Source organism: Paenochrobactrum gallinarii (assembly GCF_014205685.1).
Taxonomy (GTDB): Bacteria; Pseudomonadota; Alphaproteobacteria; order Rhizobiales; family Rhizobiaceae; genus Paenochrobactrum; species Paenochrobactrum gallinarii.
Genome location: NZ_JACIIU010000052.1, coordinates 1 through 5,309, shown reverse-complemented (window position 1 = coordinate 5,309; position 5,309 = coordinate 1). Strand labels below are relative to the sequence as shown.

Sequence of the window (5,309 nt, the reverse complement as noted above, 5' to 3'; positions counted from 1 at the left end):
GTTCGACCTCACAGCGCTATAGGGAATAAACCGCCGATTTCGTTGATGAATGGCTCAGGCGCATCTGGTTCGCCCAAAGCCTAAACCCCGGGAAATCCACCAGCCGGGTGGTCCTAAAAAGGGGAGCACGTCACATCCGCAACTCAGAATACAGCATAGCGCCTCTTCCCATCATGCCAATCTTGTGGCCGAAAAATTCGACATTGTTATACGTCTAGGGCAGTTTGCCGATTCAGGCTACCGTGCTGCACTGATTGAAAATTTGATATTATTCCGGTTGTATCGCCCGATTATTTGCAAAACAGCCAATTTAGTGAACCAGTTGTATTGAATTATCTACGCTCTCTGGCATGGATAGCCCATAGCCGTTTAGATACTCCCTTGATCTGGCGTGTGGAGACACCATAAAACACAACGGAAGTCCCTGATGTTCACCATCAGGCAGTCATGTCGGCGGATAGTTCTTCCACACTTCGAGGCTTTGCTTTGCATGGGGCAGGTGTGGCATTGCATTCCTGAATGGCTGGTGAAGGATGATCTTGCCAAAGGCCTTGTAAAGGCTATGCGCTTGATTGCGACTACTACCAAGCAACGCCGCTGGCTGGACTATACTAAAATAACCACCTCTGACTTGCTGAACGCTACTTCAGTAGACTGGATGCTTTCTGCGATATCGTGATCAAACAGGACGTGATGGCTCCCATCAGCTGTAAGTCTTCGAAAATCTGGTCTTTTCTTCTTTGTTCTGTGTGATTAGGTAACAGATACTGCTCCTTTTCTCTTCTTGGTGTTTTTGTGACCTAATATTTAAGATGCAGTCATTGTTTTTTGTATTTATCGATTTTTTTACTCCTATACGCATGACAAAAACAATGATAGTAAATATAGAATACAAATTCTATTAAAAATATATTATAAATAATTATGTTTTTTAAAATGACATTAATATATATGGTGCGACAGGATGTTTAAAATTAAAAATATTTACAAAATGCAATTTAAAATAATTTCATGTGCAGCCTCTCCTCTAGCGTTGATGAGGATCATCAAACCCAGTGTGAATGCGGCCCTGTGGGCGGTTACGAGTGTTTCAGTATTGGGTTTTAGTCAAAGTGCCAATGTTTGGGCGGCAAATATAGAGAGCCGCGGAGGAAACGGAGGGGAATCTTCTAACGGTACAAATGGCATGGACGGAGCTCCAGGTACGAATGGTATTGGAGGAGTCGGAGGGGACGGTGGAGCGGGTACCGGCACTCCAGCAGGGGCAGGGATAGGCGGATCCGGTGGTGCTTTAGGCGCTTCAACGGTTGATCAAAGTTCTATTGTTACCATCACTGGCGGCGATGGTTTGGCCGGAACGAATGGAACTCTATCAGAAAACAAAAATGCTGGTGGAGGTGGTGGCGGCGGCGCGGGAGGAGCAGGCGTCATCTCCACTGAGGTTATCTTTGAAAGCCAGACCATGATCAATGGTGGAAGCGGTGGAAGCGGCGGAAATGGAGCATCTGCCAATATGTCATCGGAGAAAAGCGGCAGCAGTGCTGGCGGTGGAGGTGATGGCGGGATCGGAATATATTATGGCAATGCTACGACTGCGACAAATTCCGGTACTGTCAGAGGCGGAAATGGCGGCGGTGGCGGAAATGGATCGGACGGACAAAATATTAAAGCCTCCGCATCACTAATCAGCCACGATGGCGGCTCAAGTGGAAATGGCGGCAAGGGAGGAACTGCAGCACTTTTCAATGATGGAGTAACTATAAACAACACAACGTCTGGTTTGATCCACGGTGGTATGGGTGGGGCCGCAGGGAATGCAGGACACGGCGGCAATTCTGAAGGCTCGCTTACCGGATCCCCAAGTATTGGCGGGACAGGTGGAGAGGGTGGAAAAGGAGAGGACGGGGGGTATGGTATCCGAGTTTTCGGTGGCGGCACCTTAACTAATGAAGGCACTATTAATGGTGGCAGTGGTGGCCAAGGAGGCAAGGGGGGGCAGGGTGGTTATGATTTTAAATCTGCAGGTTCCGGAGGTGCTGGAGGTGACGGTGGCAACGGTGGTAGTGCAGTTATTTTTTCGGGAACCGCAATCCTGACTAATAAAGGGTTCCTATCAGGCGGGGACGGCTCGATAGGGGGGGAAGGCGGAGGTTCCGGCACAACACAGGGAACAATAGGTAATCTTAAATCGGGCGATGGTGGCAACGGAGGAAATGGCGGCATTGCTGTTCAGTTATCTGGTACGGATAATATTGTAACTAATTCTGGCGGCTCTATCACTGGTGGAGATGGCAAAAATGGTGGAAAAGGCGGCGATCCTTTTTTTAATAATCGGTATTCGAACCACGGCAAGTTTTCATACAGTGGCTCTGGTGGAAATGGTGCCGACGCCTTACAATTAGGGAACGCAAGTAAGGTAAACAATGAGAGTGGTGCTATTCAAGGCGGTGCTGGCGGTGCTGGAGGAGACCAGTCAAGTATAAATATTTCCGCTCCATCGCCACGTTCTGGCGGGGTTGGAGGAAATGGTATAACGGCCAACCAAGGGAGCATCATCACCAATGCTGGCACGATTGCAGGTGGCGCAGGTGGTGCAGGTGGATTACAACCATCTGGAGACTACGGCGAAGACGGTTTGGGTGGTTATGGTATTTTATTGTCAGGTGCTGATGGCAAAGTAATAAACTCAGGCATCATAAGTGGTGGTCTATCGGGCAATAGTCAGCTTCAAGCATCTGCAATCAGCTTTACAGGTGGAAACAGCACACTTGAGCTTCATGCTGGATCGATAATCAATGGCGATGTCGTAGCGCAAAAAAGTGGTAATACATTCATCCTTGGTGGTGATGATAATGCTACTTTCTCAGATAGCATAAGCGTTGAGATCACTGGAACTCCACAATATCGTGGCTTTCAGACTAATATAAAAGATGGCGCCAGTCATTGGTCACTGACAGGATACTCCCAAAGCTGGACGATTAAAAAAGGTGTTTTGCAAATTGGGGATGGCGGCACAGCCGGCAGCGTGACTGGTAATGTGATTACAGGTACAGACGCCACGACTAAAGGAACACTCGCTTTTAACCTTGCCAGCGACGTCGTATTTTCAGGGGTAATATCCGGAACCGGCAGTGTCGAAAAACATAGTGCAGATATTATTACACTGACCTCTGATAATAATTATACAGGCGGCACCGTGATTTTGTCAGGTACTTTGCGCCTTGGAAACTCTGGTACAACAGGCAGTATTATTGGCAATGTGGTTAACAGTGGTATCTTGAGTTTCAATCGTCAGGACAGCCTGACTTTTGATGGCATCATCTCAGGAAGCGGATCTGTTTCACAGATAGGTACCGGCACTACGGTCTTAGTATCTGATAATACCTATACGGGTGCTACAAATGTTGTAGAGGGCAATCTACAAATCGGGGACGGGCATATCACAGGCAATATATCAGGTAATGCTTTCATTGATAAGAATGCCACATTTGCCTTCAATCGTTCTGACGCATTGAATTTTAACGGTGTGGTTAGTGGCACTGGCCTGTTACAGCAGATAGGGACGGGCGCGCTGTCACTTAATGGTGATAGCTCCGCTTTCACTGGTAGAACTCTAGTGAGTAGCGGCACAATTTTAGTGCATGGAGCGCTTGGTGGTACGGTGGATGTAGCACTTAATGGCAGCCTTGGTGGCAATGGTACTATTAAAGGGGAAGCAATACTGGATCCTGGCGGAGCCAGTTTGGTTGGACGGCAAGGGCAGGTCTTGACCTTTGAAAAAGACTTAAGCCTGGCAGCAGGCAATAATATTAATGTTACTCTTGGAGCGCCATCAACAAATGGTCTGTTTTATATTCAAGGCAATTTGACACTTAATGGCCAGCTAAACATTACAGATAAGGGTGGCTTTGGTCCAGGCTTATATCGTGTCTTTGATTATGATGGTGCGTTAACTGATGATGGATTCGTAATTGGCTCTGTGCCTGCCGGCAATAGTGCTTCAATGACGATACAAACGAGCGTTGCCAAACAGGTAAATCTTGTAAATTCAGCGGGTGCCTCCCTAAATTTTTGGAATGGTGCAGATACGAGCAAGCATGGCAATGGCACAATTAATGGTGGTGATGGCGTCTGGAATAATGTTGATCCGAATTGGACTGATGCAGATGGCATTGCCAGTGGAAGCTGGAAAGACGATGACTTTGCTATTTTCGCCGGATTCTCTGGCATTGTCTCATTGAGTGATAGCACAGGTACAGTAACAGTAAGCGGAATGCAATTTTCAACAGATGGCTATCATCTACAAGGTGATGCACTGATCCTTGCTGATACGAATACACCTATTATTCGCGTGGATAATAATACTACTGCAATTATTGAAGTTGAGTTGCAGGGCACGAAAGGCTTGAACAAAACCGATTTCGGTACATTGGTGTTGACAGGAGATAGTCATTATACCGGTGGCACCACCGTGAGTGAAGGCATATTGAAGCTCGGAAACGGTGGCACAGCTGGCAGCATAGCTGGTGACGTATCACTTAAACGAACAGCTTATGATTATGGCACATTGGCTTTTAATCGCTCCGACATTGTAACTTTTACCGGTACGATCAGCGGTGAGGGGGAAGTGCTACATCAGGGAGTGGGGACGACAATCTTTACTGGTGATAACAGCTATTCCGGTGGTTTAAGAGTTGAAAAGGGCACCGTTCAAGCCGGTATTATCAAACATGCATTTGGTCGTGGTCGTCTAATGGTCAACAGTGGTGCAACGGCTGATCTTAAGGATTTCGACACTACTGTATCGGGATTACTTGACGGCAAAGATGGTGGTGGGGCGATTGCACTTGGAGCTGGCTCACTAACGCTCAATCAAGACTTCAACAGTACATTTTCCGGCATCATCTCTGGCGCTGGCGGGCTGAAAAAAAATAATTCGGGCAGTCTGACTTTGTCGGGCGTTAATAACTATGATGGTGCCACCGAATTGAATGATGGCATACTTAAACAAGGTATACAAAGCGCTTTTAGTAGCACCTCAGCTTATACGATTGGTATAGCTGGCACATTAATGCTGAACGGTTTCAATACACATATGCTCTCCCTCAGTAATAATGGAGTGACAGATTTTGGCGGGACAGGTGGGGCAATATTGTCTATTCTAGGCAATTATACCGGTTCCGGCCTTCTTTTGTTGAATACCGTTTTGGGCGATGACCTGAGCCCCGCAAACTCCTCCAGATTTTGGTAGAGTCCAATCCTTGGTAGGAGATGGACAATGAAACGCTCACGGTTTTCAGACGAACAGA

General features: G+C 47.1%; 2 protein-coding genes. Both read left to right on the top strand.

What is annotated here, in order from left to right:
* Positions 1-490 precede the first annotated feature (490 nt).
* A complete protein-coding gene (locus FHS77_RS15570) occupies positions 491-679 on the top strand; it encodes a hypothetical protein (RefSeq protein ID WP_184224839.1) in 189 nt (62 codons plus the stop codon).
* Between the two features lie 285 nt (positions 680-964).
* Positions 965-5,251: a beta strand repeat-containing protein gene (locus FHS77_RS15565; RefSeq protein WP_184224838.1), complete on the top strand. Its 4,287-nt coding sequence runs from the start codon at positions 965-967 to the stop codon at positions 5,249-5,251.
* The last annotated feature ends 58 nt before the right edge of the window (positions 5,252-5,309 follow it).

Coding starts and splice junctions, on each gene's coding strand:
- FHS77_RS15570 (WP_184224839.1), top strand. CDS start 491: ATGGGGCAGGTGTGGCATTGCATTCCTGAATGGCTGGTGAAGGATGAT.
- FHS77_RS15565 (WP_184224838.1), top strand. CDS start 965: ATGTTTAAAATTAAAAATATTTACAAAATGCAATTTAAAATAATTTCA.